The sequence below is a fragment of the Amycolatopsis antarctica genome (assembly GCF_002262875.1).
Taxonomy (GTDB): Bacteria; Actinomycetota; Actinomycetes; order Mycobacteriales; family Pseudonocardiaceae; genus Amycolatopsis; species Amycolatopsis antarctica.
This window is the reverse complement of record NZ_NKYE01000018.1, coordinates 61,569-85,428: the sequence shown is the minus strand read 5'-3', so window position 1 is coordinate 85,428 and position 23,860 is coordinate 61,569. Positions and strand designations below refer to the sequence as shown.

The following is a 23,860-nucleotide window of genomic DNA, read 5'->3' as shown; positions in this document are numbered from 1 at the left end:
CGATGGAGACCTTCGAGTACCTGCTCGAACAGCACGGCGCGTTCGCACACCTCGGCGTCTGGCGGTGAGGGAGCGAGCTCGGCGGCGGACTCGGTCGACGAGCCCGGGCTGGGCAGTGGCTCGGGCACGCGAGCTTCGTCGAGGGCGTGCCGGCTCACGACGGCGCCTTTCCCCGCGCGACCCGTTCCAGCAACGCGACGACCGCGCTGCACGGCGGCAGAAGCTGGTTCCGGCCGGGTGGCACCACCCAGTCACCGTCTCCCGACCCGCTCCTCGCCCCTCCATGAAGCTGTGGCGGCAGCGGAAGCTGCGAACCTTCCGGCAGCAGCCTGACTTTGGCCCGCACCAACGAGTCCGGCAACGCGAAACCGGCCCGCCGATGCGGTGCGGTCAGCACCGCCCACCGCCCAGGCCCGCGCCACAGGACCGGGCCCCGAAGGCAACCCGCCGTCAGCTCGGCCACCACGGGCCGCGCCAGCTCCACCGGTACGTCGATGACATCGACAGCGTTCCCTACGGTCACCGCACGGCCCCCTGCGCCGTGCGTCGAACCCCGGTGAAGCCGCCTACCCACTGTTCCGGTCATCACGCAGCCTCCGAGATGGCCACAGGTGTCGACGTCAGCGCGTGGCGACCGCTGGGCTCGCCCTCATCGGCTTTACCGAGAACGACCCGAACCCGGCCCGCAGCCCTCGCCGAGTGCCGCCCAGCTGGAACCTCACGATGCGGCGTGGGCGCAGCACCAGGATGGCTCCGGGGCGCTGAAACTCCCTCCCGCGCGGACTCATCGAGCCGCGCATGCAGTTCGATGGCGCCTCGCAACGCGGCACGCAACCGGCCCGCCGCCAGCGGATCGAACACCACGACACCGAAGCCGCCGATCGTGAGCTGGGGTCCGTGCTCGGCGATCGAAACCTGCACATACGACCAACGGCCATCGCGATCACGGCACGGCACCGACCACGCACTCCGCAAGGGGTTCCAGCCAGCTCTGACCAGCAAGGCGAGGATCGTTGAGCGCCTACGACGCTTCATTTTGCGCCTCCTTCAACCGTCACGGAGCACGGTCGCGCGTTGCCCGCACGGTCGTGCGCCTTCGCCGATGAAGAGCGAAGTTTCGTGGTGGTTCTGTTCGCTCCTCGACACTTCGTCGACTGGATGGCCGACACCTGGGCCGCCTCGCGGAGCGACTCAGTAACACCCTCACCCCGGCAACGACGCACCCTGCGCCGCTCGGCGACGTGCCACCAGCCTGCGGCGACACCAACCAGGCACCCCACGAACAGAGCCGCGAATGCCACCAGGAGCACCGGGATGGCGGGATGGGCGGGGACCGAGGAGGCGATGTCTACAAGCGGTCGCCTGTTAATGTAGATATCGAACACTGAGGCACCTCGCTAAGCTGTACAACGCAACCGGGTCACCTACAGACCTTAATTTGGATATCTAGATTAGATAGTCCGCCATTCGGGTGAATGATCGGCCGCGCGGACGATGAGGGAACAGGAGAGACCAAGGTGACGCAGGAAGTGACGCAGCCTCAGCATCTGCCGGTTGCCGTGATGAAGATCGTTCTCGGCAGCCTCCTGGACCGTCGCCGCAACGAAGCTGGGGTAACTCAAGAGCAGGCGGCGCAGAGTCTCGGGTGCGGGCAGTCGAAGATCGCGTACATCGAGGGCGGTGGCGGGATCAAGCTGGCCGAGCTGAACGTGCTCCTGGATCTCTACCAGGCGGACGAGGCTGATGTGGCCTACGCGCGGTCGCTGCAAGCGGAGAGCAACAAGCGCGCCAAGCGCGGCGCGTTCAGCACGCGCTTCAAGCAGCAGCTACGGCTCTTGGTCGACGTCGAGCCGACATGCAACAGGCTGCTCAGCCATCGGTCGACGGTCATTCCCGGCTTGTTGCAGACCGAGGCATACATGCGTGCTCAGGCTCGTTCCTGGCGCCCGTCGCTCACGTCGGAGGAGATCGACCGCGACACCGCTAACCGGCTCGGTCGTCAGTACGTGCTCGATCACGAGCACCAGCACTTCTGGTTCATCCTCGACGAGGCGGTCCTGCGTCGCACACCGCTGCCAGCAAAGGAGATGAAGGCCCAGATCACGCACCTGGCCGAGGCGATCGACCGGCCCAACATCGAGATTCAGCTCGTCCCGTTCAGCGTCGGGTACTACATGGGTCAGGGCCACGACTACAGCGTGTTCCGGTACGAGACGGAACCGCCGGTGAGCGTGGTCTACCTGGAGCGATACAACAAGGGCGAATACGCCGAGTCCAAAGAGACCAAGGGCTACTTGGAACTCTTCGATCAGCAGAAGGCGGCTGCTGCGGGGCAGGAGCGCACGAGGACCCTGTTGCTCGAGTTCGCCGCTAGCCTGTAGATCGAGCGATCTTCACGAAGGGTGCCACTCGCGATGGACATTCAGAGCAGCCACAAGCCACACCTCAACACCGACTTCGCCAGCTGGGCGAAGTCGCCCCTAAGTCATCCCAACGGCAACGAGTGCGTCGAGGTCGCGTTCAGCGACAACGCCGTTGGCATGCGGGACAGCCGCAAGCCTGACGGCGCGGTGCTCGTCTTCGACCACGCCGAGTGGGATGCCTTCGTCGCCGCAGTTGAGTCTGGCTTCTTCCGACGTCAGTAGCACTTGGCCGCGGTTCTGACCAGTGTATGCGCCAGGCCATTGGGAACACACTGCCACCGGACAGCCACGACACAGCCATACTGCCGCGAGGTCTTCAGCGGACGTCACGGCGGGGCATACCGTCCAAACCAACGTTCGAACAGGGACAGGAGGGTTGCTGGCTGATGAGCGGTACTCGGCGCTACGCACCCAACACCAAACTGGCCTGGCAACGGCTTCAACACGGCTGGAGTCGTCAAGAACTGGTCAACCAGATCAAACGGAGTATGGACCTCGCGGGCGACGGTGGTTGCGGGCTCACCGCCGACACGGCACGCCGTTGGGAGGCTGGCGAACGGTGGCCGGAACCTCAGTTTCGTAAGCACTTAGTGCTCGTCTTGGGCAAGCCGGCCGCCGAGCTGGGGCTGCTCACCGATGACGAATTGGCACTAGCCCCGACCGAAGCTCCGAACGGAGAGCTGACGCCCGAGGACCGCCATTTGGACGACCTCGCCTGCCAGGTAATGACGAGGATGTGGGACATGGGGCAGGGCAATGGCCCTGGAATCAGCCGCCAGACCTTCCTACGGATGCTTGCTGTCGCAGGCACTGCACCGTTGCTGCCTCCCGACCTCGCCGAGGCTGCCGACGCAGTGACGAACCCGCATGCCACGGCCCGGGATGCCAAGGTCGTCGCCGGTTATTCGGACATCACCGCCCGACACCGGCAGCTCTACTGGACTTCACCTCCGGCGGCGTTGCGCGAAGCGGCCATCGCGCACACTCAGCTCGGCGCCGCGCTCCTTCGCGCCCAACCGACGTCGTCCTCGGCCCGCGAACTGGCTTCCTCCGTCGCCGAATCAGCCTTGCAAGCCGCCCGGCTGGCGTTCTTCGATCTCGGCCAGCCAGAACTCGCCGCCTGGCCCTTCCTGATCGCGCCACAGGCAGTAGACCTCGCCCGCGATTCCGCGCTGGCTGCCGCAGTAGCGGCACATCGATCTTTCGTCCCGGGCTTTCGAGCCGCGGAAGGGGACGCAGCTGCCGCACGAGCACTGCTTGACGTGGCCTCCGCGCATGCGCGATACGCGGGAGGTCCGCGCTTGCGCTCATGGCTACATTGCGTGGCAGCGGAAGTTCAGTCACGCATCGGCGACACGGACGCCACCCGCGACCGCATCCGTCAGGCTCAGGAAGCCCTCAGTACCGAGGGCACCGATCCAGAGTGGCTCGACTTCTTCGACGAAAGCCGTCTGGCGGGGTTCGCCGGGAACGCCGAACTACTCGCCGGCCGCCACAAATCAGCCAGTCGATGGATGCAACAAGCCTTGGAAAACCTGCCACAGAGCGAGAACAAGCAGCGTACCGTCCTGCTGTTCGATCTCGCACTAGCGGAGATCCCGAACGACCCTGACAAGGGCGCGAGCCTTATCCACGTCGCGTGCGACGAACTCGAACGAAACCCATACGCGGCAGCAGCGCTCCGCATCCCAGCAGTGACGGCGGCACTGACTGGCACGCCCCACGAACGCGAAATCGCAGATCGAACGCAAGCGTTATTACCATCTGGGTCTCCGCTCAGCTAAAGGGAATGTCTCGCCTGCCAAGGTATTCGCCGGTCGCGTTGTACTGCTCAACTAGGTTGGCCAGACTGCTCAGGTTCGGGATATCAAAAAGAAGTGCTCGCTCGACATCGGCGTCCGCGAGAATCCTCCCCCATGGACCTCGACGCACGAGGGCCGTCTTCAATCCGAGAGCCTGTGCGGGACGCACGTCCCAGTCGAGCCGGTCACCTACATACAGGACGTTCTCCGGTGGCGCGTCCGCTTCCGCCAGCAGTCGATGAAAGAATTTGTCGGACGGCTTGTCTGCGCCCCAACTGCTCGATGTCCCTAATACGTCCAACGGCAGCTTCAGGTCGCGAAGAATACCCTCAGCTCGAATTGTCTGGTTTCCGGCAACACCAACGAGAATCCGTTGCCTCTGAAGTTCGCTAAGGCAGGCTCGGACGTCGGGATAGAGGTCCTGCTCGTCGAAGGTCTCGGGTTTCCCGGCTTCGGCCCGACGCTGACGTTCTACCGTGAGGTCAAAGCTGGGGCGAAAAACCTGGAACACCTCGCGATAGTCTCGGCCCGTCGCGATGACTGAGCCGAAGACAGCAGAGAACTCGTGCCTAGAGACGCCTAACCAGTCCGCCCACGTGCCGTACTCCCTAGTCTCGTTGACCAGAACTTCGCCCACGTCGAAGAACACAGCCTTGATCACCATGTGTTCTCAGCACCCCTTCTCGTAGCAGCTCCACGCTACATTCTGCCCGACGACACAGCTCCGCTAAGCAGCAGGTCACACCGTGGCTGCCTGCTGGCAGTGACATGGCGGCTACCACCCGCGCAAGCGCACCTGTTGACTGCTTTGAACCGAAGCCATCGGGGAGTCGGCAGCACGCAAGGGGCATCGTCAGCGGGCAGGGAGACTGCGGTAGCAATTTCGTGATACTTCAGAACCGCAGCGTCACCTACGCCTCGCTCACTACGGCCAAGATCACGCGGGGTGGGAAATGACTGTTCGTCTGCAAAAACTCGAGTCGCCACATTTGCCAGTCTGCAAATTACCGTCTCGACACTCGCGCGATAAAATACAAAGTGCTCGATGCCATCTAAATTCCGTAGTCGAGGGGTTCTTCCACCTGCGGACACGGCGTCCCATGGTAACTCGTTCCGAGGCGCCTGAACCTGGAACTACAGCTCCGCGAGACCTCCGAATTATGCGCCCTGACCAGGATACTGAAGACCAATGACCAATTCGCTCAACAGCTCCACGATGTCCTCACCCGCGTCGTGTCAGACCCGTCCCCCGGGGTCGACTAGCGAGGTGGGGCGCGGGGCGGCACGACCATCTGGCAACTCGACGACTCCCCCTCCCGCCGATGGTCGCGCCGTCCCATCTAGTACGAGCGAAATTGAACCACCGCCGCTGGTAATTGTGCTGCCAGCCCGCGCGCACCCGGACTCCGTTGCGGTTGTGGCCGAATACGCCGAGCGCGCCACTCTGGGGAGCGGGTCGACCCGGTCAGTGTGCACCGTGCTGGTGGATACCAGTGCCGCGAAAGACGACAGGACACGCACTGCCTTCCGGAACGCCAGGTTACGGGGATCGCGCGTTGAGCTGACGCTGCCGGGCGCTGGGTGGGGTGCCGCCGTGGCGCGAGGATTGCGCCACGCCACGCAGGTCGGTGCCGAGGAGGTGGTGCTGGCAGATCCAGATGCGCCTGCGGATCTCGACGCGCCGGCCGAGGAGTCCCGGCTCGCGGCGGCGTTGCGCCGCCTGCGCGAGCAGGACCGGCCGGGAGCGGTGTGCAGCCCGTTGGCCGCGCCGTGGTGGCAGCGTTTGCTGGCCATCCACGTGCTGCGGCCCTTGTGCGCGCCAGCGCTGGGGTTGACGCTGGTGGACCCGCAGGCCCGCACGCTGGTGCTGTCCGGCGACGCCGTACCCGACGCGCTCGCACCGTCCTGGGGTTTGATGCGCATGGGCTGGGAGCACGGTCACGGCCTGGGTTTGCTGGCAGCCGTTCACGAGGCCGGTCTGGATGTCAGGCAGACCTTGCCCCGCATTCCGCACCCGGAGGCGTTCGCGCGGTCGATGAACCGGGATCCAGTGGATCGTGGCGAAGCGTCCGCCCTGCTACCGATCGCGCTGCGGCTGGCGTCGGTCGCCTCCCCTGCGCGCGGACCGGTACCGGTGGTGCCATGGGTGCCCGATCTCGGGTTGGCCAGGGGGCAGCTTCCGCCGCCGGAGGTGTTCACCGCGATGCTGACGCAGTGCTCGCGGGCAACCCAGGTGGTGGCCTCGCGGCCGGGTGTGGCCGCGGGCTGGCCTGAGCCACTGTTGAATTCCTGGCATGCCGCCCGTGCGCTGCGCGCCGATATTCCCGCGATCGCCGAACGGTTGTGGCTGACCTATTTGGCGCGGCTCGGGCCGTGGCTGCGCTTCGGCGCCAGCGCTGGTGGCTACACCGTGCCCGCCCGCCATTCGGTGGTCGCGGCGGCACGCCATTTTCTGTTGGCCACCGGAACACCGGTCGTGGCCGAGCAGACCGCCGAGGACGTCAGCGGTGAGTACATCGCCCCGTCTCTTCCCGGCACCGGCTGAGCACAACTGACGCTCGCCGGCCACGTTCACACCCGGAGTATCTCGATGAGAAAGGTTCGTATGCCACGCCGACAACCGACACGCGGCGCCGTGGACTGCACGACATTCAGGGGTCACGTCTGTGCCGAGGCGCTCGCCGCCGCAGCCGAGTGGCTGGCCGACCCTGCACAGGCCGAGGTCCAGGTCTGGGGAATCGACCTCGACCAGCCCCGCCACGTCGATCGCGAATCCGACGCGGACGTCTACCTCGAGCTGTTCTACAAGCGCTCCGACGACACCGGCCTCAGCACCGAGGAGCACGGCGCATGACCACGGTCAACGTCCCCGACCGCGCCGTGGAACGAATAGCGTTGTTCGGGGCACTCGCCGGCACGTTCCACGGCCTGCATCTGTGGGCGGATCATTGGCTACAGCGGCCGAAAGATGCTGTCCTCAAAGGCTTGCATGGCGACGAGCTGGTGTATCCCAGCGATGGCAAACCGGCTTCCGAGGTCGAAGTCGCGCGTGAGCATGAGACTCCGGTGCCGGCCTGCGTCGTCGGGCGCCGCGCGGCCACGGGCCATGTACTGACCTATGCCGCCGGGCAGCTGGTCGTCACCGAGGCCGTCGCACGCACCCTCGGCCTGCGCCTGCCGTGGCGTGCCCGGCTGGTCGGTGCGGCGATCAACTTCGGAACGCACTGGATCATCGATCGGCGCCGTTTCTTGCTGTGGCTGGCGAAGCGGGTCAACCACAAGGACACCTTCATCGCGTACGCCACCGTGATGCGCAAGCCCGACAGCGCACCCGACACCTCCGGGCCGGGCACGGCACTTTACGACCTCGACCAAGGACTCCACAAATTCCTGGGCGTCATCGCGGCGGCGGTGATGGCCCGCCTTGCCGTACCCGGGCGGCGTCGCCGACGGCGAGGTGCCTCGTGCTGATCACCACCGACGTGGGCGACACCCTGGGCTCGTTCGACCGCCCGGGCACAGCGGAGGTACTGCGGGAGATCGCGCTGGCGCCGGACAACGCGGCCGAGATCGACCGCAACATCCTCCACGTCGTTCCCGAACTCACCGACGAGGTCGCCGAGCTGGTACGCGAGCGGTTACTCATCAACCCCTCCGACTGGCCGCAGATATGGCCGACCGGCGGGTTCACCGCCTACCCCGGCACGCTGGCCGCCTTGGCACGCCTCGCGGCCCTGGCACCGGTGGTGGCGTTGTCGAACGTGTCCTGCATCGCCGGGCCCGCCAGGATAGGCGACCTTCTCGACCAATGCGGGCAGCACCTCGCCGGGATCTACACCAGCTACCAGCTGCGTGCCCGTAAGCCGCAGCGCCGGTGCTGGACCACGATCGCCGCCGACCACCAGGTGCCGGTCAGCGACATCGTGCACCTCGGCGACCGCGTGCCCGAAGACGTCCGGGGAGCGCTCGCCGTGGGGTGCCGGGCCGCCGTGCTCGTCAACACCCGCGACGTCGACGTCCCGGAGGACGTTCACCGCGACCCGCGTGTCGCCGTAGTGCCCGACCTCGCCGGCGCCGCTGAGCACCTCGCCGAACTCGCGGGAGCGCCTGCGTGAGTGTGACGATCGAGCCGATGCCCGAGGGGCGCGGGCGCTACTGGAACGGGAAGTGCTCCCATCCGCGGGGCGGATGCGGGGCGGAGTTGTTCGAGGCCCACTGCCGGATTCGCCAGCAGCGCCACTGGGGCGAACTGCCGCGCTTATGCCTGTGTTACCCGCATATCTCGCGGGTGGAGAACGCGATCGTCGCCAACGGCGACCGGGCATGGCTGCTCGATCGCAAGGTGGCCAAGGAACTGAAACGCATCGCCCCGTATGCGAAAACCGCTCTGCGGATGCGGCGCGCCTTTACTTCCCGGGTGATCCAGTGCGCGCTCGACGACGGGATCACCCAGTTTGTCGAACTGGGGTCAGGGCATCTGCACACCAGCGCGGCACACGCCACGGTGGTCGGCGCGGACGCTGAGCAGGATCCCACGATCGTGCTCGTCGACCACGAACCTCTCGTCCTTGCCCACGCTCACGGCGACTTCAAAGACGACCCCCGCGCTCGGCACCGATCGGCCATGGTGCGGGGAAACGTCTTCGCTGTCGGCAAGATGCTCACCCACCTGTCCAAGAAGGGACTGCTCGATCTCAACCAGCGCGCGTGCGTGCTGGCAGTCGACCTCTTGCACTTCGCCGAACCCGAGATCGACGGCCGCTCCGTGCTGTGGCGCCTGGCGCAACACCTGCACCCGGGCAGCCTGGTCCCGATCACGCACCTGGCGGACGAGCCATTGCTCGCGCCCGCCAACGCCGACGATCTCGTGGCCCTGCGCTCGGTCACTGCCCGCTGGTGCCGAGCACACCAACGCTGTGGGCCTCCGCACCCGCGGCCTTGCAGCGTCGACGAGTTCGCCCGGCTGATAGCCGATCTCGATCTGCTCGAGCCGGGTATCAGCACGGCCCGGAGCTGGCCCGAGCCGGAGCAGAGCCGCCACCCCCGCGCGCCCTACACCCTCGCCGCCGTCGGACGCGTCCCCGAACGCCGCGCCGACGCCAGCCGGGCGGGCGCACCATGATCCACAACGACCGGTCTGACGATGAGCCCGATCCTCCTCGTCGGCCTGTCGGCCGCGCTGCTGCTGGCCGGCACCGTGCTCGCTGTGCGAGCACGCGCTCGCCGTCGGCGACGGCGCTGGAACGAGCGCCCGGATTCCGTTGCGGCGATAGCCGCGCGCGTCGAGGCCGAGCAGAGACAGCCGCCACCCCCGGCCTGGCCGGTACTCGACCTCGACCTCCGGAGTACCAGTCCGGAGCGCGAGCAGCCGACGCTGCGACTTCCCCCGGTCCGCACACCACCGGCACGGCTACGAACCCGGCCCTACCTACGACGCGACGTCGACGGTACTGAGACCAGGACACGTCCGCCCGAACCGCACTAGCCGCGCTGCCACGACCTGCCGAGGCTCAAGGGCTCCATTTCCTGCGAGCCATGTCCGCTGCCGTACAGCAACAGCGCACACGCTTTCCGCCTGAAGTCGCGAAGGCCAGGGCGATCGCCCCTTTCCGGGGCACGCACAACACCGATCACTGACACCCCAAGGAAGGCCGCCATCGGATGCTCCACCTATTCGACACCATGCTGACCCGTGTCCGGGACTTTCTCGACCCGTTCGTCAGGACCGGCCGCTACAGGCGCCCGCCCGCCGACGACGGCACCGTCGACCCGTTGATCGCCTGGTTTACCTATCGCGACTGGACAATTCTCGATCGCGACTCAGACGTCGTCGCCAACTTCTACTACTCCGCGAGTTTCGGCGGAGTGCTCGTTGACGACGACCGCCGGTATCCCGCGGTGGATGTCGGCTTGAACGAACTCGAATGCGACCTCTACCGCGACGGTGAGCATTGGATCGCCCGCTTCACCTCATGCGGAGCCATCATCGGCTGCGCTGATCACCGCAGCACCCCGCTCATCATCGGCCTGCATACCGGCGTCTTCCCCGCCGTGCTCGTCCGGCTGGAGCACCATGCGCGCACGCTCCACCCCGACGAGATCTCCCGTTGCCTGATCTTCGGCCCGTGCGGCAGCATCGACAATCCCGACGAGCCGTGCCGAACCGGCTTACCGGGACACGACAAACCTGCCCTGCACGCCGTGGCCCAACGCGAAGACGCCGTCGAATAACGGGGTCGGCCGCCAATGCCGTTCAGCCATCCGGGGCGCGGACCACCGATACCAGTGCTCAGTAATTCCATTGTGGACAATTGTCGCTCTTTCTATGCAGATGGGAAAGACAACCTTCGTGAACAGAAAGATCATGTCGTTCGCAGTAGCCGTGACGGTGAGCATCGCCGCCGCGCTGACCGCCCCGGTGACCGCAGCGGTTGCCGACACCCCGCCTCCGGCCGAGCCGATGATCGTCGGCGGGCACCCGGCCGCGAGCGCGCCGGCCGGTATCACCTCGCTGCAGTACGACGCGCCCGCGCACGGCGCCAAGTACGTCAACTACCACACCTGCGGCGGGGCGCTGGTGTTCCGGGGCTGGGTGGTCACCGCCGCGCACTGCGTCGCCGACCCGCCAGCAGGTGCGGCCAGCGGGTCCACGACCCGGCGATTCGCCGCCGACAGCGCGCCGATCCCGACCGCGGACAAGACGTTCCACGTCCGGGTCGGCAGTCTCGATCGACTCTCCGGCGGGGAAACCGCGACGGTGACCAAGATCGTGGTCCACCCCGGCTGGAACTGGGCCCAGGGCGCGCCCAAGCGCCAGGTCTCGGATATCGCCATGCTCAAGCTCGACCACCTGCTCCAGCAGCCGACCGTGCAGCTGGCGCGCGACACCGCACGGCGGGGCAGCACGATCAGCCTCTACGGCTGGGGTGTGACCGAGCCCGACAGCACCAGCGCCGACCTGCCGCTGCACCTGCAACAGCTCGACACCCGCGTCACCGCGCCGTCTCGCTGCGCGGACGCGGCCATGTCCGTCGGCGAGGTGTGTACCGACAATCCCTCGGGCACGGACGGCAGCTGTTACGGAGACTCCGGCGGGCCCGCTCTGGCCAGGGTCAACGGAGTGCAGCAGCTCGTGGGCGGCGCCAGCCGTGCCGCGACCGAGTTCTGCGGCACCGTGCCGGACGTGTACACCAGTTCGCCGGACTTCCGGGACTGGATCTACCACGTCGCCCGCACCGGCAACGCCACCTGACACCGAACCCGGGGTGGCCGCGCCCGTGCCCAGCACGGCGCGGCCCCCGGGGCTCAGCTGGATCAGACCTGAACTGGGGACGACCAACGCCGATGAACCACTCGACCAACGCGACCGCGAACGACATCCCACGGTGGCCGACACCGGACTTCCTGCGGTTCGAACAGCCCAACACCGCCAGGATCGCGGACTGGGCAGCTGGAGACAGCCACAACACCGCCGTCGACCGGTTCTTCGGCGAGCAAGTCGCGATCCTGCTTCCCGTCCGCGACATCGTCCGCCATAACGTCGCCTTCGCTACCGACGTCCTGCACCACGCGCTCGATCACGGGGTCCGGCAGGTACTCGTGCTCGGCTGCGGCATGCCCACCGGGCCCATCTGGCGGCACCAGGCCACGCTCGCCCAGCCCGGGATCCGCGCGGTGTATGTCGACTACGACCCCGTCGTGACCGCCGCCTGCACGCTCGCCCGGCAGCAGCATCCCAACCCGGCCAGCGAGATCCTCACCGCCGACCTGCGCGACCCCGACACGGTCCTGGCCAGCACAGCGGTGCGAACCACCCTCGACCTGGCCCAGCCCGTGCTCCTGCTGGCCACCGCGGTCCTGCACCACGTGCCCGACCAGCACAAGCCCGCCGACATCCTCGCCCGCTACCGCGATGCCCTCGTCCCCGGCAGCTACCTCGCGGTCTCCCACCTCACCACCCCAGACAAGCCCGAGGACCACCTTCGCCTGTCGGCCGCACTGAACCTCTACTGCAGCATCGACCAGCCACTCACCGACCGATCCCGCCGCGCGCTCAACCACTGGCTGTCCGGCCTCGACCCGGTCCCGGTCGGCCACCACAACGACCCGTTCCTGCACTGCGTCGCCGCACGCGTCCCCGACGCCGACGCCCGAGACCGGTAATGAGCAGCCGTACCGGAAACGCTATTGCCGCTCCGAAGTCTCGTCGACCGGTACCGCCGGGCATGGCCAGCCGGTACGAGGCCGGCGCGTCCCTGTGGTGCCTCGCCCGCCTCTACCGCATGTCCGTCAAGACCGTCCGCGCCCATCTGGTCGCCGACGGCGTCCAGATCCGGCCGCCTGCGCGCCACCGTCCACCTTCTGCGACCACGACCCGGGGGCGGCCGGTACGAGAGCCCAGATCCCGAACCGCGGTGGCCACTGTTCGATCTCGACGTCCTCTTCACGCCGATCGTCCCCGAACCGCCCGCGACAGCAACGGCCGGCCAGCGGTGCATCGGCTTCACCACCCCGCAGACCGTGCACAGGATCAGCGACACCCCAACGGCGACGCGATACGGCGAGCACACCGCCGCCTTCACTCGATGCGCGCGGATCGGCCTCATCGACGCCCCGATCCCCCGACGACGCCGAACCCTGCGCCGAATGCCCGCCAGAGCGCACCCACCCAGAAATAGCCGCGCCGGCATGGCTCGGCTGGACCCGCGGGTGACAAGACTTCAACAACCGACAGGCGCGAAGCCAGCCAGGAACAAGCCCGCGAATACCACGGTCCCCGCGTCAACAGTGCACCCCAGGCCGCACAGCGCCCGACGACCTCCCGCCACAGGCCCCCGTAGCTCAGCTGGATAGAGCAAGAGCCTTTTAATCCTTGGGTCCAGGGTTCGAACCCCTGGCGGCACACAAGTTTCCGCAGTTCAAGCCGTCTTTCCTGTTCAGTTCCGCGAGGCGGTCTCGGCTGGCGAAGTTGTGTGAGGTTCCCCTGGGCGAGGTCGCTCAGGGGGTGATTCCGACGGCGGCGAGTCCGAGGCGCCGGGTGGGTGTCGGGGCGGTCATGCTGGGTCCGTCGGGCCACCAGTCGTCGAACTCGACGAGACCGGGCGGCACGAGTTCCAGTCCGTCGAGCAGCGCCTGGATCTCGGCGCGGGTGCGGTAACGGCCGGTCCTGGGGCAGCGGGCCTGCCAGGTGGCTTCCAGCGCGCGAGCGGCGTCGTGGTCCGGGCCGGTGCCGGGATCCCACCAGTGGCTCACGACAACGGCGGAACCGGGCGCCAGCGCGTCGCGGTAGGTGGCCATGAGCTTGTCAGGGTGGGCGTCGTCCTCGACGTGGTGCAGGGTGTCGGTGAGCAGCAGGCCGATCGGGCGACTGAAGTCCAGGAACGCACCGGCGGCGGGCAGGAGTTCTTCGGGGTAGGTGTAGTCGGCCTGAAGGACGAGGGTGCGTTCGTCGTCGTGCAGCAGGGCACGGCCGTGGGCGACGACGATGCAGTCGGCGTCGGCGTAGGCGACCCGGGCATCGGGGTTGTGACGCTGGGCGACTTTATGGGTGTTGTCGAACGCGGTCGGCAGCCCGACGCCGCAGTCGAGGAACTGGTCGATACCGGTGCTGGCGACGTACCGCACGGCGCGGATGTGCCACGCGCGTTCGGCGCGGACCAGGTCGCTGAAACCGGGTGCTGCGTGTTCGAGCTCGACCACCAGATCCCGGTCGATGGAGTAGTTGTCCTTGCCGCCCAGCGCGGCATCACGCACCCGGGCTAACCCAGGGCGGGTGGTGTCCAGCGAGGGACACACCGGGTGGGTGCTGTTGATGTGCGCCATGACTGGCCTTCCCCGCGAGTGGGCTCATTCACCCCGACTCGAACGAACCCGCTTGACACTGTAACGGCGTGCGCGGCTGTGGCACCCGGGCGCCGTCGTACCGGAGCGAACGTGGCGCGACGGCCCGGGTGTCCCGCTGTGGCTGGAGATGTGACCGGTATCCGCGACGCCCATGACGGCAGACCGGTGAACGTCATCGGCCGGATCTCCGCGGCGGCGAGCCGGTGTGACGCGGTCGCCGTAGGCTTGACCTGCGTGAACACGGCGACTCGACGCTGACGATTTCGCCATTCAGGGGCATCCAGCCTTCAGGCCGTTCATTAGCGGGCAGGGACACGGCGGGCGGTGCTCTCTGCAATGTCTGTGGCGGCTGCGACTTCGGCTTAGGCTGGGTCAGGTGATTGACCAGTTGACCGTGGAAGCGGCGGTCGCCGATGCTCGCCTTGCCGCGATGGAGTTCGATGACGCTCAGGCATGGCTGTGCGCCCATCAGACGCTGATGGAGCCGCTCGCGGCCGAGGTCTGGGTCACTGACCCGACCTGCAGCCACGTCCTGCTCGTACGGCACCGCGTGCGCGGATGGGTGCCGCCTGGTGGCAAGGTCGAGCCGGGCGAGACGCCGCGGGCGGCCGCGGCCCGTGAACTTGTGGAGGAGGCCGGTGTAGCTGGCGAGTTGTTGCCGGCGCCGGCCGCGGTGGCTGTCCGTTCCTTCCGTGCCGACTGGGCACCGACGCTGAGCTTGTCTTATGGCGCCGTCGTCGGCCGTGATGTTCCGCTCGGCGGAGAGACTGGGCAGCCGTCGAAGTGGTTCGACCTGGACGAGACGTGGGAGAGCGTGTTCCCCGAGGACCGCGAACGTATCCGCGCGTACGTGCGGCGATTGGCAGCGGGGAACGTAGTAGGGGCGCACTGAGACGTGTTGCCGGTGCACGGTCAGAGGACCTTGTCGGTCAGACTCAGGGTGTCGTCGGGCAGCGTCACCAGTTGGGACTCGTGCAGGAATGGAACCCACACCGGCTCTAAGCCGGGCGTCGCGGTGAACGGTTCCGCGCTTAGCGGCGGGGCGGTCAACGTTGTTCCTTGGGTCGCTGTGCGACCACCACGAGCCAGCTCGTGACGGTAGGCGTGTCGGGCGTGGTCAGCGAGTACGCTCTGTCGAGGATGTCCATCCGCTGAGCATGCGTGAACTCGCCGTCTGGTCGAGCGAAGACCGGAATCGACAGCCACGCCTTCTTTTCGGCCATGGTGCTGTGCTGGGCGACGACCTCGGTGTCGAGCACGGTCAGCCCGGCGACTGACAGGTGCTCGGCGACCGTGTCCAGCGACAGCTTGGGCGCTGCCTCAGGGGCTGGAGGCGGCGGGGTGTAGCCGTAGTCACGGGCCGCGACCTGATGGATCAAGGTGTTCAGCGAGGGTCCGGTGCGCACGCTGGTCTCGTCGGGGTGGCGGACGCCAGCGAAGCCGCCGCCGACGTTGAACACGAACCGGCCGCCGGGTCGTAGGACTTGGTGGACGGCGACGAACGCCTGTGGCACGTCGGTCTTCCAGATCGCGGAGTTGCACACCACGGCGTCCACCGCGCCCGGAACGTGGTCGGCCAGGTCTTCGGCTGGGGCGGTGACCCAGGTCAGGCGCGGGTCGTTCAGGGTGCGTCGGCCAACGCGCTGCATGGCGGCGGCGTTGTCCAGGGAGACGACCTGGGCGTCGGTCGGGGCGAGTTCGAGGATTGCCTCTGCGGTCGCGCCGGCTCCGCCGCAGAGGTCGACCACCAGGCCGCTGTCGGTGAGATCGGCGCGGCGGGCAAGGTCTCGGCTGGTGAGCGCGTACATGGGGAAGGCACGGGTGAAGGCGGCGTACGCCTCGGCTGTGGTGTCCTCGTCCCAGCCGAGAAGGGCGTCCAGGGGTGCCATCACGGATACCTCGCTTCAGGGGTGCAGGCCAGGCTCGTGGCGGACGGATGCGACGAACCCGGCCGGGGCGGTTAGAAGAGGGAGTTCTGGAAGGCGGCAGCTGGCGAAGTGAACGGGCCGAGCGTGATGCGGCGGCCCTTGAGGGTGCCGAGGTCAAGCACGTAGTCCATCTCGTCGTCACCGTCCAGGACGGCCAGTACCTGGGTTCCGACGCACGAGACGACGGTGAAGCCGTGCTCACCCTCGCGCAGGTCGTGTGGATACAGCATCCGTACACCGCCGGCCACGCGCATTCGGTCGCCTTCGGCAGGAGGAGTCCACTTCTCCAGAATTGCCGGAGTGTTCATCGCGGCGAGCGCGTCCGCGGCGCGGGAGACGTGCCGGTCGTGGGTCGCGCTTGCGGTGGACAGGTCGGTCAGGTTGGCCAGCGCCTTGAGCTTGGTTGAGGCCCGGATGGTCTGGGGCACCTGCAGGCTGCGGGTGATGGCGTCTTCGAGATGGCGTACGGCGCGGCCGTCGGGACTCTTGGTCAGGTAGGTGGCGATCAGGGCGCCTTGTTCGTCGAGGCGGGATTGCTTGCGTGGTTCGGCTGCGGTGCCGACCTTGGTGGCGCCGTCGGCGAAAGTGGCGAGGTAGAGCCAGTGCGCCTGGTCCATGTACTGGCGCAGGGCCTCGGGGACGTTGCTGTCCTGGTGGAACTGGTGGGCGAAGCGGAACTCGTCCTGGCGCAAGCACCGAGCGCACTGGTCACCTTGCTCGGTCGGCGCGCGGTCGGGGCATGCGAGGGCTTCGACGCGCACCGTGTCGGCGAACTGGTACCGGCCAGTGCACCACCGGCCGGTACCAACCGCAAAGCCGAGTCGCCGGTTCATGACCTCGGCGTACACCAGCGGCCCGTCGGGCAGCGAGGCCAGCAGCAGCCGGGGATCTCCTGTCGCCCAGGTGATGCCGTGGCACACGTACTCGCCGTCGGTCGGTCGGGTCACTGGCATGGTGCGTTCCTCGTGGTTGCTGCGGGCGGGTCAGATGGCGAGCTGGAGGCGGTCGGCGAGCGCGTCAGCGGCGGTCTTGAAGACCGCGTCGCGGTCCATGTCGGTCACGTCCATCGACAGCCATCCGCCGCGCTGCTCGTGCTCGCGCAGCTTCGCGAGAACGACGTCCTGGTAGCGAATGAAGTCCTCGTCCGCGCCGCCGGAGTGGCCGGTTTCCAGGGAGCTGAATTCGCCCTTGCGGGCGAGCGCGTCGCGGGCGCTGATGCGCAGGCAGAACACCAGGTCGGGTTCGGTGAGGTGGGCGAAGACCTGCTCGGCCAGGCTGGTGGAGACGTCGGGGTTCACCGCGTAGCGAGCGAGGATCTTGTGGTGGGCGTTGTCGAGGATCACGTGGGTTCCGGTGGCGAGAGCGGGCTGGATGACGAGTTTGTCCTGGAGGGTGTACCAGGCGGCCAACGCCAGCAGCCAGTAGTGGTCGCCGCACGCCTGGGCGACGCGTGCGTCGCGGCGATAGACCAATGCGTTGAGCCGATCGACGTAGGCGGACAACTCTGGGTCCATCGGGACTTCGGTGCTGTGCTTGCCGATCAGGATCGCTTCGTGACCAGCCTCGATGAGCGCTCGGTGCAGACGGGTGGCGAGGGTGGACTTGCCCGCGCCGTCGATGCCGACGACCGTGATTTCCCGTCCGCGCGTGGGGTTGAAGACAGGTGCCGCGTTCGTCATGTGGTGCTCCTCCAAGGGTTTCAGATCGGCCGGGCGGCCAGTCGGTTGGCGATGATGTCTTGGATCTGTCTGATGAGGACGGTGCGCCGTCGGACGACGTCGTTGTGCCGCTCGTTGGACAAGTCCGCGGGGTAATGGCGCGCGAGGTTGTTGGAAATGACATGTAGATAGCCGAAATCGATCCCGGCGTCGCGTGCTGCCACCCCCATGGGGCCGATCTCCGGATCGACGAAGGCATGCTCGGCGTGCTCGGTCAGCCAGTCCCGGTTCTCCAGCAGGATCGAGGGCGAGGTGACGTGAACGCCGGTGTGCACGCCCGGTTGGGCAGCGGCGAAGTCACCGAAGAAGTCGGGCCACGTCACGAGGCTTCCGCCTACGAGGCTTGTGTTTCCGGTGGCGAGTTGCGTGTTGGGTTCGATGTCGGGGTTCAGGGCGCCGACTTTGCCGACGTAGACGACGTGGCGGGCGCCGAGCCCCGCCAGGCGCGTGACCACGCGTCCGGCGACGTCGCCCCAGATGCTGTGCAGGAAACCGAGATAGACCACCCGGCGGCCGTGGATCTCTGTGCGTTGCCAGGCGTAGCCGTGCCCGTGGTTCCACACCCCGTCCGGCGGGGCGAGGTGCGCCAGGCCCCAACCGACGATCACGAGGTCGCCGTCAAGTTCGAGGTCGAGCTTTCCCATCGCGTCGTCAGACGACGTCGGGTCGGGCAACTCGTAGGTGACCGTGTCGGCCGTTTTTCCTGTCATGGAAAGGTATGTGGCGATGATCAGTGCGTAGTGGTGGACGTAGTCGGCACCGGGGAATGCCTTGACGATGAGGTCACAGCCGTGGACCTCGGCGGTGGGGCGCTCGAAGTTGAACAGCTTGCCGGTCTTCTCATGCGCGGAGATCACCGATTGGCGGTCGTAACTGCCGAGGACATGAATGCTGTCCCAGTCGTGGTCCTGGATCAGGTGGTGCACCTTGATCTGGAGGTAGCGCAGAAGGCGGTCCGGGGCCATGGTGTGCCCGTCCACCGCGATGGGAGAACTGCGCAACGCCGAGTCGGAACATGCGGGCAGGACCGCATTGGCGAGCAGGTTCATCTGGCGGCCTCCGGGATACGGACGCTGCTGCCGGCCGCCTCGCGGACGACGGCGATGTTGCGTCGGATCAGGTCGAACCGTTCCTCGGGGATGGGGCCCAGGTGCTCGATCCGAGGAGTTTTGGGCTTCTTGTAGGGGCCGCCGGGCAGCATCTCGATGCCCATCGCGCCGAGGATGACCGGGGCGGCCCCGTCGACCGAGGCGATCCATTCGTGCTCGCGCTGTTCGACGAGTTCGAGGTGCCCGGTCCGGCCGAGGCCGAGAAGCCGATAGACGATGCCGTCTTCGATCATGCCGTGGTCTTCCAGGTATCGGGTGGCCGCCCAGCGGGTGCGGCAGAGCTGGTCTTCGGGTGCGGGGCGCCGGGATGCGGGCAGCGCGATCGCTCCGACGTAGTCGCTGCAGGCGAAGTAGTCGTGGCAGCGCAGCCACTCGTGATCGTCTGCTGCGTGCAGCACGACGCACAGGCGGAACTCGTTGCTGAGGTCGAGGATCTCGCGGGCGGCTTCGTCGCTGGCCTTGATGGTGGCGAGCCCGTCGCGCATGACGTCGGGGAGGATGATCTCGCGGGCGTCGACGAGGCGGGCCGCCGCAATCAGGTCGGCGGCCGGCAGGGCGTGGCCGAGATCGAAGACCCCGTTGTCGACGATGATCTCCGCGCCCCGCTGCGCCTCGCGGTGGAAGAACGCGCGGTAGGCGGCGTCGGTTAGAACACGCTGGGCTGCCACGTGGTGGACGCTGGCGGGCTCCTGCGCGACGAAGGCGTCGAGGTAGTCGGGCGGGGCGATCGCGGAGAAGGCGATGCTCTTGGCCATCAGGCGACCCTCCACCTGTCGGTGGCGAGGGTGAGGAACTGTTGGGAGAGAACAGAATCGCTTTCGAACCGGCCGCCGGTCTGCAGTGTGGTGGTACGAGCTGCTTCCATCCGCACGCCCCGCGCGCTCATGCACAGGTGCGTGCCGCGGACCGCGACGGCCACATCGGTACTGCCGATCACGACGGCGATCTCGTCCGCTACCTGCCGGGTGAAGCGCTCCTGCACCTGAAGACGACCGGCGCACTGCTGTGCGATACGGCCGAACTTCGACAGGCCCATCACCTCGCCGTCCGGTACGTAACCGACGACGACGTCCAGGTTCATGGGCAGCAGATGGTGCTCACACAGCGACCAGACGCTCATACCGCCGATCACGACCAACTGGCCGCTCAGGTGCGGCTCGGTGAAGCAGGTCGGTGCCGCCGACGGATCCGGGGAAAAGAAACGGCGCCACCACGCGGCGACCCTGGCCGGCGTGTCCGACAGGCCCTCCCGTCCGGGGTCCTCGCCGATCGCGGCGAGGAGCTGGCCGACAAGATCGGCGACGCGCTCGGTGTCGACCGGACCCGGCGACGTCAGATCCTGGCTATCGCTGGGAGCCAGTCTGTCGAGGGTGTTGGTCACGGACTTCGCCTCGCTTCCGGGTTCGGTAAATCGGTCAAAGACGTCAGCAGCGGCGGCTCGTATTGCCTCGGCGCGCAGGCGCTGCGCGACATGCCAGCGCAGCGACGACCAGGAGCAACAAGGAGGTCTCGGTCAGCTCCTCGGAAGGCGTCCTTTGACAGGAAGCCACGGGCGTTTCGATGCTGGCGCGGGAAACCGCGCGATCCGGTGCTCAGTCTGGGAATCGGTGTCACCGCGCTCCCGTCAGGATGTGCAGACGGGTGGAGACATTCCACCCGCGATCGGTAGCCGGGCCGTAGAGCGCGTTCATGCCGGCCAGAACCTTTTCCTGGGTGGTGCCTTCCGGCATCACCCACACCGGAGCCAGCCGGTGCTCCTCGACGAGCCGGGCGATCTCGTCGAGGTCGCGTTCGGGTTCGGTCACAACGAACTTGAACACCGCACGGTCTGTCGCGACCAACGCCGAGAGCGCCTCGGGCTTGATGCGGGTGGAGTAGGTCATGCCGGAGTTCGCGAGTTTCGGACTCACCCCCCAGAGATCGACCAAGGCGGCAAGTTCCGGCGTGGGCGCAACCGTTCCATTGGTTTCGACCTGCACCCGCACCTTCGCCAGGCCGCGGGCGAGGGCGGTCATGGCGGGCTGCTGCAACATCGGCTCCCCGCCGGTGATCACCATCATGTCCACGCCGCGCTCACGCACCCACGACACCAGCTCGGAGATGGGCACCCTGTCGCTGACCTCGGCCGGGTTGTATCGGCTCCAGTCCCAGCTCTCCGGGGTGTCACAGAAGCCGCACCGAAGGTTGCACCGGGAGAACCGGACGAACACGCAGCGCTGCCCAGTCCATGGGCCTTCGCCCTGGAACGACTCGAACTTCTCCGTGAGAATCGCGGAGCCCTCTACACGTTCGGGAGCCAAGGCCAGCGTGTTCACGAGGCATCGCCTCGTTCCCACAGGCCGGTGGTCGCTCCTGAGCCGACCCGTACGGATACGAGTCGACCGCGGATCTTCGGCTCGATGTTGTCGACGAACCAGCCAGCCAGGTCGGCGACCAGCGCAGGACCGGCGGCACGTAGCCCCGCGTCGGCGTCAGGCGCCTGGAGGTACGCCCCGAACGGCTTTAGGTCTCCGAAATCGGTGATGAACCCAACCTCGTCGAGCCCGTCCGCGCCCAGCACCAGCGTGACGCCGCCGTGGCTGGTCGTGAAGGTCTTCGAGATCGTGATCTCGCCGGTGACGCCGTCATAGCGGGCTGACGTCGTCGCGGTCTCCGACACCACCATCTCGACCAGCGTGATCGGCATCGCCGATTCCATGTTGTCCCGGAACCACTCGGCAAGATGCACAACGAGAAGCTCGCTCGTCGGATGGAAGGTGACCTGCTCGTTGAGCAACCGGTGGTCGAACGTCGCGGCCAGATAGTCCCCGAGAGGCGACAGGTCTCCGCGAGCCTCATCGTGCACGAGCGCCGAGGCGGTCACCGTGTAGTTGTGGCCGTGATTGCGGCGACACTTGTGACCGGCCGGCAACTGCCTCAGCTCATGACTGGCACTGAAGCCAAACGACTGCGCGACGGTGACCTGACCGTCCGCCACGCACTTCTCCTTAGTGGCCTTCATGTAGCCCTCCTTCCTCGGTCATGCCAAACGGCACTCGGACGACGTGCGCTGGCAGCCGAACGGTCCTACCGGCCCGGACGGCGCAGCGGCCGGAAAGTTTGGGGGGCCGAGCGGAGTCGGTGACGATCTGTAGTACCTTCGTCACAAGTGACCTTACTGCGATATATGAAAGGTGGCAAGGCTGGCGGCTGAGCATCGAAGGTGGCCTTGCTGCCTTACGACTAAGGTCAATGGCTGGAGCACCTCCCACCGCGAGACACAAGGAGGGCGAGCGATGACGAGCCCCGGCCCGTGGACGAGCGTGTCGATGCCCTACGTGAGCGGCCAACCGGGCGACGCCTGGGGCGCCGAGGCAGCAGAGCAGGGCGGCACGGGAACTCAAAAGCTGCTGAGCGTGGACGAGATGGCCGCCTCCGCGACGGTCGCCGACATGCTGGGCCTGAATGTGGGCGAGGCGGTGGTCGTCCGGCGCCGCCTGATGCTGTTCAACGGCCACCCGGTCGAGCGCGTCGACTCGTATTACCCTGCGAACATCGCTCGGGGCACCAGGCTCGCCGAGCCCCGCAGGATCCCCGGCGGTGCTGTCGCCCTCCTGGCCGGCCTCGGACATCCGCCTCGCCGCGTCCGCGAGGACGTCAGCGCACGCTTGGCCACACCAGACGAACGGGCCGTGCTGGAGCTGGACGACCCGTCGTGCGTGTTGCTGCTCGCCCGCGCGCTTGTCACCGAGAACGACCTGCCCGTCGAAGTCAGCGTGATGACGATGGTGGCCGACGGGCGACGGCTGCGATACGAGCTGACGCCATGACCATCCCGACGGCGTGCCCAGGAGTTGGACTTGCCTCGCACCCGTGACGTCAGACCCCGGCATCAGCAGATCGCGGCGGAACTGCGCGATCTCATCATGCGCGGCGAGCTGAGCCCAGGTACGCAACTGCCGTCCACCGCGCAGCTTGTGGAGCGGTACGGCGCAGCGAACGCCACCATCCAGCACGCGCTGAAGGCGCTGAAGGACGAAGGCTTCCTCGACAGCCGTGTCGGCAAAGGCGTCTATGTCCGCGACCGGCAGCCGTTCATCATCGACGCCTCCGCCTACATCAAGCCCGAACCCGGCCAGTTCCGCTATCAGTTGCTCAACGTCGACAACGTCGTCCCACCGGCCGACATCGCCAACGGATTGCAGATGCCGCCGGGCGCGACCGCGATCGTCCGCACCCGAATCCTCTTCCACGACGAGCAGCCCGTGGAGTTGTCCGCGTCGTACTATCCCGCCGAGATTGCCGCCAACAGCAGGCTCGCGAACTCGGCGAGAATCCGCGGCGGCGCACCCCAGGCCCTCGCTGACCTCGGCTTTCCTCAGCAAGCCTTCGTCGACCGAATTTCGGCACGCCCACCGACGGTGGAAGAAGCCGAGACGCTGGACCTCCCTGATGGGACGCCGGTGATCCGGCAGTTGCGTGTCATTTACAGCGACAACGAACGCCCTGTCGAAGCCTCGGTCCTCATCAAGGGGGCACACCTGTACGAGCTGCTGTACCGCCAGGCCGTAGGGACCGAGTTGGGCTAGAGCCACGATGCCACGGGTTTCGATTTCAGACACAGCAACTGCCTTAGTGAAATGGCCGTAGCCGGTCGCGTCCTGCTCGATCGGCGCCAGCTGGTGCGTCGTCGCCGATGAGCTGTTGGAGGGCCGTCTCCCAGACGGTGCACTCGCTGTGGCGCCATCGGCGTGAGCAGCGGGCGCACTGGCCACGGGCGTCGAGTGCGTGCTGGTCGAGCACCTGCCGCCACGCGGTGGTCAATCGGATGATCTCCGTTTCCGCGAGAGCGGCCTTGGAGGGCGTGTCGCTTGTCGCGGCCAGGACGTCGAGGTAGTCGAGGCGGTCGGCGACAGCCTGCTGCAGCGTGGTGCCGTTCCGATGCGATTCCCCCTTCCAGGCACGCCGGCCGGGCCAAATGGTGTACTCAAACTGAAGGTTGGCCTGGATCCACCACGACCATCTGGCGCCACGCACCTGCGCAGCAGCCAAGCCACA

The 23,860-nt window shown here is 67.2% G+C and carries 28 protein-coding genes; 15 read left to right on the top strand and 13 right to left on the bottom strand.

Going from position 1 to position 23,860, the window contains the following annotated elements; all coding sequences use genetic code 11:
* Positions 1 to 154: 154 nt before the first annotated feature.
* Positions 155 to 523, bottom strand: coding sequence for a hypothetical protein (locus tag CFN78_RS23965; RefSeq protein WP_094865160.1), 369 nt, complete (start codon positions 521 to 523; stop codon positions 155 to 157).
* A gap of 994 nt (positions 524 to 1,517) precedes the next feature.
* Here CFN78_RS23965 and CFN78_RS23960 point away from each other — a divergent pair.
* The 3 genes from CFN78_RS23960 to CFN78_RS28850 all read left to right on the top strand — a co-directional run bounded on the left by CFN78_RS23960 (position 1,518) and on the right by CFN78_RS28850 (position 4,207).
* Positions 1,518 to 2,381, top strand: a complete 864-nt coding sequence (locus CFN78_RS23960) for a helix-turn-helix domain-containing protein (protein WP_240519655.1) — start codon at positions 1,518 to 1,520, stop codon at positions 2,379 to 2,381.
* A 33-nt stretch (positions 2,382 to 2,414) separates the two neighbouring features.
* A complete protein-coding gene (locus CFN78_RS23955; RefSeq protein ID WP_094865157.1) occupies positions 2,415 to 2,645 on the top strand; it encodes a DUF397 domain-containing protein in 231 nt (76 codons plus the stop codon).
* Positions 2,646 to 2,809: 164 nt separating this feature from the next.
* Entirely contained in the window at positions 2,810 to 4,207 is a 1,398-nt protein-coding gene (locus CFN78_RS28850) for an NsdA family TPR-like regulatory protein (RefSeq protein WP_133116440.1), read from the top strand.
* Here CFN78_RS28850 and CFN78_RS23950 read toward each other — a convergent pair.
* Positions 4,200 to 4,889: an HAD family hydrolase gene (locus CFN78_RS23950; protein ID WP_094865155.1), complete on the bottom strand. Its 690-nt coding sequence runs from the start codon at positions 4,887 to 4,889 to the stop codon at positions 4,200 to 4,202. The two genes, CFN78_RS28850 and CFN78_RS23950, sit on opposite strands and share 8 nt — an antisense overlap.
* 753 nt (positions 4,890 to 5,642) lie before the next feature.
* Between CFN78_RS23950 and CFN78_RS23945 the strand changes: the two genes are divergently transcribed.
* From CFN78_RS23945 to CFN78_RS23910, 9 genes are all read left to right on the top strand, one after another.
* Positions 5,643 to 6,770: a hypothetical protein gene (locus CFN78_RS23945; protein WP_133116439.1), complete on the top strand. Its 1,128-nt coding sequence runs from the start codon at positions 5,643 to 5,645 to the stop codon at positions 6,768 to 6,770.
* Positions 6,771 to 6,860: 90 nt separating this feature from the next.
* Entirely contained in the window at positions 6,861 to 7,079 is a 219-nt protein-coding gene (locus CFN78_RS23940; RefSeq protein WP_094865152.1) for a hypothetical protein, read from the top strand.
* Positions 7,076 to 7,696 (top strand): hypothetical protein, encoded by a 621-nt coding sequence (locus CFN78_RS23935; RefSeq protein ID WP_094865149.1) that lies wholly within the window; start codon positions 7,076 to 7,078, stop codon positions 7,694 to 7,696. The genes CFN78_RS23940 and CFN78_RS23935 overlap by 4 nt, the downstream gene beginning before the upstream one ends.
* Positions 7,690 to 8,340 carry an HAD family hydrolase gene (locus tag CFN78_RS23930; protein ID WP_110495030.1) on the top strand — a complete coding sequence of 217 codons (651 nt, stop codon included), beginning with the start codon at positions 7,690 to 7,692 and terminating at the stop codon, positions 8,338 to 8,340. The genes CFN78_RS23935 and CFN78_RS23930 overlap by 7 nt, the downstream gene beginning before the upstream one ends.
* On the top strand, positions 8,337 to 9,347 hold the full coding sequence (locus tag CFN78_RS23925) for an SAM-dependent methyltransferase (protein WP_133116438.1): 1,011 nt from the start codon (positions 8,337 to 8,339) through the stop codon (positions 9,345 to 9,347). The genes CFN78_RS23930 and CFN78_RS23925 overlap by 4 nt, the downstream gene beginning before the upstream one ends.
* 21 nt (positions 9,348 to 9,368) lie before the next feature.
* Complete coding sequence (locus tag CFN78_RS28845; protein ID WP_133116437.1) at positions 9,369 to 9,710, top strand: hypothetical protein; 342 nt, start codon at positions 9,369 to 9,371, stop codon at positions 9,708 to 9,710.
* Between the two features lie 197 nt (positions 9,711 to 9,907).
* Positions 9,908 to 10,456: a hypothetical protein gene (locus CFN78_RS23920; RefSeq protein WP_133116436.1), complete on the top strand. Its 549-nt coding sequence runs from the start codon at positions 9,908 to 9,910 to the stop codon at positions 10,454 to 10,456.
* Positions 10,457 to 10,589: 133 nt separating this feature from the next.
* On the top strand, positions 10,590 to 11,477 hold the full coding sequence (locus CFN78_RS23915) for a S1 family peptidase (protein ID WP_094865316.1): 888 nt from the start codon (positions 10,590 to 10,592) through the stop codon (positions 11,475 to 11,477).
* 92 nt (positions 11,478 to 11,569) lie between these two features.
* Entirely contained in the window at positions 11,570 to 12,388 is an 819-nt protein-coding gene (locus CFN78_RS23910; RefSeq protein WP_094865139.1) for an SAM-dependent methyltransferase, read from the top strand.
* An 834-nt stretch (positions 12,389 to 13,222) separates the two neighbouring features.
* Here the strand turns inward: CFN78_RS23910 and CFN78_RS23905 are convergent.
* On the bottom strand, positions 13,223 to 14,047 hold the full coding sequence (locus CFN78_RS23905) for an SAM-dependent methyltransferase (RefSeq protein ID WP_094865137.1): 825 nt from the start codon (positions 14,045 to 14,047) through the stop codon (positions 13,223 to 13,225).
* 397 nt (positions 14,048 to 14,444) lie between these two features.
* Here CFN78_RS23905 and CFN78_RS23900 point away from each other — a divergent pair, with 397 nt between their 5' ends.
* Complete coding sequence (locus tag CFN78_RS23900) at positions 14,445 to 14,960, top strand: NUDIX domain-containing protein (protein ID WP_276307360.1); 516 nt, start codon at positions 14,445 to 14,447, stop codon at positions 14,958 to 14,960.
* A 20-nt stretch (positions 14,961 to 14,980) separates the two neighbouring features.
* Here the strand turns inward: CFN78_RS23900 and CFN78_RS29315 are convergent, their stop codons facing one another.
* From CFN78_RS29315 to CFN78_RS23860, 9 genes are all read right to left on the bottom strand, one after another.
* Entirely contained in the window at positions 14,981 to 15,118 is a 138-nt protein-coding gene (locus CFN78_RS29315) for a hypothetical protein (protein WP_165777683.1), read from the bottom strand.
* Complete coding sequence (locus CFN78_RS23895) at positions 15,115 to 15,957, bottom strand: class I SAM-dependent methyltransferase (protein ID WP_094865135.1); 843 nt, start codon at positions 15,955 to 15,957, stop codon at positions 15,115 to 15,117. The genes CFN78_RS29315 and CFN78_RS23895 overlap by 4 nt, the downstream gene beginning before the upstream one ends.
* Positions 15,958 to 16,028: 71 nt before the next feature.
* Positions 16,029 to 16,949 (bottom strand): DUF2797 domain-containing protein, encoded by a 921-nt coding sequence (locus tag CFN78_RS23890; protein WP_094865133.1) that lies wholly within the window; start codon positions 16,947 to 16,949, stop codon positions 16,029 to 16,031.
* 30 nt (positions 16,950 to 16,979) lie between these two features.
* Positions 16,980 to 17,675 (bottom strand): dTMP kinase, encoded by a 696-nt coding sequence (locus CFN78_RS23885; protein ID WP_094865132.1) that lies wholly within the window; start codon positions 17,673 to 17,675, stop codon positions 16,980 to 16,982.
* Positions 17,676 to 17,695: 20 nt separating this feature from the next.
* Positions 17,696 to 18,763 carry a nucleoside phosphorylase-I family protein gene (locus CFN78_RS23880; RefSeq protein WP_205660634.1) on the bottom strand — a complete coding sequence of 356 codons (1,068 nt, stop codon included), beginning with the start codon at positions 18,761 to 18,763 and terminating at the stop codon, positions 17,696 to 17,698.
* Positions 18,760 to 19,578, bottom strand: a complete 819-nt coding sequence (locus CFN78_RS23875) for a hypothetical protein (RefSeq protein ID WP_094865130.1) — start codon at positions 19,576 to 19,578, stop codon at positions 18,760 to 18,762. Before CFN78_RS23875 ends, CFN78_RS23880 begins: the two co-directional genes overlap by 4 nt.
* Positions 19,578 to 20,204 carry a GTP cyclohydrolase I gene (folE, locus tag CFN78_RS23870; RefSeq protein ID WP_205660633.1) on the bottom strand — a complete coding sequence of 209 codons (627 nt, stop codon included), beginning with the start codon at positions 20,202 to 20,204 and terminating at the stop codon, positions 19,578 to 19,580. Before folE ends, CFN78_RS23875 begins: the two co-directional genes overlap by 1 nt.
* Positions 20,205 to 20,433: 229 nt before the next feature.
* Positions 20,434 to 21,138 carry a 7-carboxy-7-deazaguanine synthase QueE gene (locus tag CFN78_RS23865; RefSeq protein ID WP_205660632.1) on the bottom strand — a complete coding sequence of 235 codons (705 nt, stop codon included), beginning with the start codon at positions 21,136 to 21,138 and terminating at the stop codon, positions 20,434 to 20,436.
* Entirely contained in the window at positions 21,135 to 21,824 is a 690-nt protein-coding gene (locus tag CFN78_RS23860) for a 6-pyruvoyl trahydropterin synthase family protein (RefSeq protein ID WP_094865128.1), read from the bottom strand. Before CFN78_RS23860 ends, CFN78_RS23865 begins: the two co-directional genes overlap by 4 nt.
* 274 nt (positions 21,825 to 22,098) lie before the next feature.
* Between CFN78_RS23860 and CFN78_RS23855 the strand changes: the two genes are divergently transcribed.
* Positions 22,099 to 22,632: a GntR family transcriptional regulator gene (locus tag CFN78_RS23855; RefSeq protein WP_094865125.1), complete on the top strand. Its 534-nt coding sequence runs from the start codon at positions 22,099 to 22,101 to the stop codon at positions 22,630 to 22,632.
* A 30-nt stretch (positions 22,633 to 22,662) separates the two neighbouring features.
* Complete coding sequence (locus CFN78_RS23850; protein ID WP_094865123.1) at positions 22,663 to 23,391, top strand: GntR family transcriptional regulator; 729 nt, start codon at positions 22,663 to 22,665, stop codon at positions 23,389 to 23,391.
* Positions 23,392 to 23,434: 43 nt separating this feature from the next.
* On the opposite strand, the gene CFN78_RS23845 is transcribed toward CFN78_RS23850, so the two are convergent.
* The gene (locus tag CFN78_RS23845) at positions 23,435 to 23,854 is read right to left on the bottom strand and encodes a hypothetical protein (RefSeq protein ID WP_133116435.1); all 420 of its coding nucleotides are present in this window, start codon (positions 23,852 to 23,854) and stop codon (positions 23,435 to 23,437) included.
* Positions 23,855 to 23,860 lie beyond the last annotated feature (6 nt).

Coding starts and splice junctions, on each gene's coding strand:
- CFN78_RS23915 (WP_094865316.1), top strand. CDS start 10,590: ATGTCGTTCGCAGTAGCCGTGACGGTGAGCATCGCCGCCGCGCTGACC.
- CFN78_RS23950 (WP_094865155.1), bottom strand. CDS start 4,889: ATGGTGATCAAGGCTGTGTTCTTCGACGTGGGCGAAGTTCTGGTCAAC.
- CFN78_RS23935 (WP_094865149.1), top strand. CDS start 7,076: ATGACCACGGTCAACGTCCCCGACCGCGCCGTGGAACGAATAGCGTTG.
- CFN78_RS28845 (WP_133116437.1), top strand. CDS start 9,369: ATGAGCCCGATCCTCCTCGTCGGCCTGTCGGCCGCGCTGCTGCTGGCC.
- CFN78_RS23910 (WP_094865139.1), top strand. CDS start 11,570: ATGAACCACTCGACCAACGCGACCGCGAACGACATCCCACGGTGGCCG.
- CFN78_RS23920 (WP_133116436.1), top strand. CDS start 9,908: ATGCTGACCCGTGTCCGGGACTTTCTCGACCCGTTCGTCAGGACCGGC.
- CFN78_RS28850 (WP_133116440.1), top strand. CDS start 2,810: ATGAGCGGTACTCGGCGCTACGCACCCAACACCAAACTGGCCTGGCAA.
- CFN78_RS23895 (WP_094865135.1), bottom strand. CDS start 15,957: ATGGCACCCCTGGACGCCCTTCTCGGCTGGGACGAGGACACCACAGCC.
- CFN78_RS23955 (WP_094865157.1), top strand. CDS start 2,415: ATGGACATTCAGAGCAGCCACAAGCCACACCTCAACACCGACTTCGCC.
- CFN78_RS23860 (WP_094865128.1), bottom strand. CDS start 21,824: ATGAAGGCCACTAAGGAGAAGTGCGTGGCGGACGGTCAGGTCACCGTC.
- CFN78_RS23885 (WP_094865132.1), bottom strand. CDS start 17,675: ATGACGAACGCGGCACCTGTCTTCAACCCCACGCGCGGACGGGAAATC.
- CFN78_RS23880 (WP_205660634.1), bottom strand. CDS start 18,763: ATGAACCTGCTCGCCAATGCGGTCCTGCCCGCATGTTCCGACTCGGCG.
- CFN78_RS23855 (WP_094865125.1), top strand. CDS start 22,099: ATGACGAGCCCCGGCCCGTGGACGAGCGTGTCGATGCCCTACGTGAGC.
- CFN78_RS23890 (WP_094865133.1), bottom strand. CDS start 16,949: ATGCCAGTGACCCGACCGACCGACGGCGAGTACGTGTGCCACGGCATC.
- CFN78_RS23905 (WP_094865137.1), bottom strand. CDS start 14,047: ATGGCGCACATCAACAGCACCCACCCGGTGTGTCCCTCGCTGGACACC.
- CFN78_RS23875 (WP_094865130.1), bottom strand. CDS start 19,578: ATGGCCAAGAGCATCGCCTTCTCCGCGATCGCCCCGCCCGACTACCTC.